The 3,055-nt window shown below is 52.1% G+C and carries 4 protein-coding genes; 1 reads left to right on the top strand and 3 read right to left on the bottom strand.

Going from position 1 to position 3,055, the window contains the following annotated elements; translation table 11 throughout:
• Positions 1–69 precede the first annotated feature (69 nt).
• The 3 genes from ftsX to prfB are packed head-to-tail and all read right to left on the bottom strand — an operon-like array spanning position 70 to position 2,871.
• The gene (ftsX, locus tag WAO31_RS06660) at positions 70–984 is read right to left on the bottom strand and encodes a permease-like cell division protein FtsX (RefSeq protein WP_509591733.1); all 915 of its coding nucleotides are present in this window, start codon (positions 982–984) and stop codon (positions 70–72) included.
• Positions 981–1,712, bottom strand: a complete 732-nt coding sequence (gene ftsE, locus WAO31_RS06655; protein WP_509591730.1) for a cell division ATP-binding protein FtsE — start codon at positions 1,710–1,712, stop codon at positions 981–983. The genes ftsX and ftsE overlap by 4 nt, the downstream gene beginning before the upstream one ends.
• Before the next feature lie 46 nt (positions 1,713–1,758).
• The gene (gene prfB, locus WAO31_RS06650) at positions 1,759–2,871 is read right to left on the bottom strand and encodes a peptide chain release factor 2 (protein ID WP_509591727.1); all 1,113 of its coding nucleotides are present in this window, start codon (positions 2,869–2,871) and stop codon (positions 1,759–1,761) included.
• 63 nt (positions 2,872–2,934) lie between these two features.
• On the opposite strand from prfB, the gene WAO31_RS06645 reads away from it, so the two are divergent.
• On the top strand, positions 2,935–3,055 hold a 121-nt coding region (locus WAO31_RS06645; RefSeq protein WP_509591736.1), incomplete at its 3' end, for an NAD-dependent epimerase/dehydratase family protein.

Genomic DNA, 3,055 nt, shown 5'->3' with positions numbered 1-3,055 from the left:
GTCATACCTAGCGCGCTTGTTGCTGGCAATCAGCTTTTCACCGCGCTCGCGTGGCATGGCTCTCCTGAATTAGATCCTGACGTGCCTGAAGGTGGAAATGCTAGAGGCTAGAAAGGCGAGAATACCACCGAGCCCAATTACCAATGGGGCAACAGTTAGAACGTCAGAGACCTCAACAAACGTCACCGCATAGGGGTCAATACCCAACGCATCGGTCGCGAGCGAGTCAACAGCGAAAGCGGTAACGCCGAGTGCAATACATGCGCCGACTATCGCAGCGATGACTCCTTCGAGAATAAATGGCAGTTGAATGCTGCTGCTGGGAGCTCCTACCAGCCTCATAATTGCGATTTCCTTGCGACGAGAGAAAGCACTGAGCCTGATCGTTGTAGCGGTGAGTAAGGCCGCACTCACGAGCATGATTGTTGCCACCGCGCCCGCACCAATCGTGCCGGCGTTCAAAAGGCCAATTATTGGGTCGAAGTAAGTTCGCTGATCCTGAACATCTGCAACCCCAACTTGATCCGTAAATGCCTCGACAATCAGCTCAGACTTCTCGGGATCAGCCAGGTTCACCCAGTAGGTTGCATTTAACTGTTCTGCATTTAGAAACTGGGCTGCGCTCATATCCCCCGACTCCGAAGCGAGTCTTGCAAAAGCTTCGTCCTGGGATTCATAGTCATAGCTCTCGATATAGCTTGCCAAGGCCGGTGACTTAAGCTGGCCGGCAATGGCATTTTGCTGAGACTGCGTTATGCCCCCAGCCGGACACTGCCCCTCTGGAGCAAAGTCATTGCAGAGGTAGATCGCAACCTGGGCTCGCTCGAACCAGAAGTCCTTCAGGTTTGCTATTTGGATTTGCAGAAGCGCCGCGACCGCCACAAACGTGAGTGAGATAAAGGTGACCAAAACTATCGATATAACCATCGAGAGGTTTCCCCGGATGCCCTCGAACATCTCTTTGAGGATAAACCCGAGCCTCATTTGGTATCTCCCTCGGGTTCTGCTATTTCAAGAGGCTCTGACGGAAGCTCTTTATAGCTGGCGGTTTGAGCGTCTCTCACAATCTCGCCGTGACTTATCTCAATAACTCTTTTCTGCATACGATCAACGATGCTTCTATCGTGGGTAGCCATCACGACCGTAGTTCCCGAGAGATTCACTCTCTCCAGCAAGTTCATAATTTCCTTGCTATTGGTTGGATCAAGATTTCCGGTTGGTTCATCAGCCAGAAGAATCTCTGGGCGATTCACAAGTGCCCGGGCGATCGCCACCCGCTGCTGCTCTCCCCCCGATAGAGATGCGGGAAGGCTTTGAGCCTTATCCTCCAGTCCCACGAGCCTTAGGGCATCCGGCACAGAAGTCTCAATGAATGCCTTTGATTTGCCTATCACCTGAAGGGCGAAAGCCACGTTCTGGTAGACCGTTTTATTTGACAAGAGCCTGAAGTCCTGAAAAACCACCCCTAGTCGTCTTCTAAGCTCTGAAACTTTGCGACTTGAGAGTTTTCCAAGATTCTCCCCCAGGACCAAGACCGAGCCCGACTCGACCCGTTCCTCTCGAAGCATCAAGCGAAGTAGTGAGGATTTTCCCGAACCCGAAGAACCGACAAGAAAGACGAACTCTCCGCGCTCGATGTTTAGGCTCACCCCTTTTAGGGCCGCCTGCGCAGAGCCGCGATAAGTCTTAGATGCTGCTTCGAGTCGAATCATGCTCTCAAAAGCATAAATTGTGGCTGCTTATTGAGCCCTCTCGTGCCTAGGGTGTTAGCTTTTCTCTCTTCCGCCATCTAATCCCAGCGGCAATGAATCCCTCCAAGTCGCCATCAAATACAGCATCGGGATTATTGACTTCATACTCTGTTCGCAGGTCCTTGACCATCTGGTACGGGGCCAAGACATAGCTCCGCATCTGCTCTCCCCAGCTCGCTCTGACATCGCCCGAGAGCTCCTTTTTCTTTTCCTCCTCCTTTCGGCGCTGGGCGTCCAATAACTTTGATTGCAGCACGCGCATTGCTGCTTGCTTGTTTTGAAGCTGGCTCTTTTCGTTTTGGCAGCTGACCACTATTCCAGAGGGGATGTGGGTGATTCTCACCGCTGAGTCCGTGGTGTTTACAGATTGGCCACCTGGGCCCGAAGATCTAAATACATCGATTCTCAACTCCGAGTCCTCTATAACAACCTCATCGGAGCTCTCAATCAAAGGAACCACCTCGACCGCTGCAAATGAGGTTTGCCGCTTGCCCGCAGCATTAAATGGGCTCATCCTGACAAGCCGGTGGGTGCCGGTTTCAACCGAAAGTCTTCCGAAGGCTAACGGGGCATCTATTTCAATTACTGCGCTCTTGATACCAGCGCCTTCGGCTTGAGAGGTGTCTAAGACACGAGTTGGCATATTTTGCTGTTCGCAAAAACGCAAATACATTCTCATCAGCATTTCCGCAAAGTCTGTTGCATCGTCTCCACCGGCTCCGGATCGAATCGTCATCAGCGCCCCCCGGGAGTCGTATTCACCGCTGAGCAAAAGCTCGGTCTCGAGCTGATCCAGTTCCGCCTCAACTCTCGATAGCTCACTCTCAATCTCTTTTATTGACTTATCGTCGTCGTCAGCCGAGGCCATTTGATGAAGCTGTCCAAGATCTGCAATTGCTGCCGAAAGTCGTCGAACTTGAGTGAAGAGCTTCTTCTTCTGAGCCAGCGAGCTGGTCACCTTTTGGGCCCTTACTCTGTCTTCCCAGAGCTCTGGGCTCGATGATTGCTCTTCCAAATCAGCGATTAGAGCTTCGAGTTCTCCACTCTCTTCGGTGGATAGAAGTGAGCCAAGCAGTTGAGAGGCCGCATTTATTCGACCCTCGATTGACCCTTCAAGCATGAGCCTAAGTTTAGGTGGAGGTCACCTAGCACCGAGACCCTCATGAGCTGGTAGCTTTTATGGATGCGAATTCTCGTGACAGGTGCTGCTGGTTTCCTCGGATCTCACTTGGTTGATCGCCTTGTTAAAGAGGGCAATGACGTCCTTGCCGTTGACAATTACTTCACCGGCGCCCGGTCCAACC

The sequence above is a fragment of the Rhodoluna sp. genome, from assembly GCF_049276775.1.
Taxonomy (GTDB): Bacteria; Actinomycetota; Actinomycetes; order Actinomycetales; family Microbacteriaceae; genus Rhodoluna.
This window is presented reverse-complemented; position numbering and strand designations above follow the sequence as displayed.

Excerpts from the sequence above, each read along its gene's own strand:
- ftsE (WP_509591730.1), bottom strand. The coding sequence starts at position 1,712 with ATGATTCGACTCGAAGCAGCATCTAAGACTTATCGCGGCTCTGCGCAG.
- ftsX (WP_509591733.1), bottom strand. The coding sequence starts at position 984 with ATGAGGCTCGGGTTTATCCTCAAAGAGATGTTCGAGGGCATCCGGGGA.
- prfB (WP_509591727.1), bottom strand. The coding sequence starts at position 2,871 with ATGCTTGAAGGGTCAATCGAGGGTCGAATAAATGCGGCCTCTCAACTG.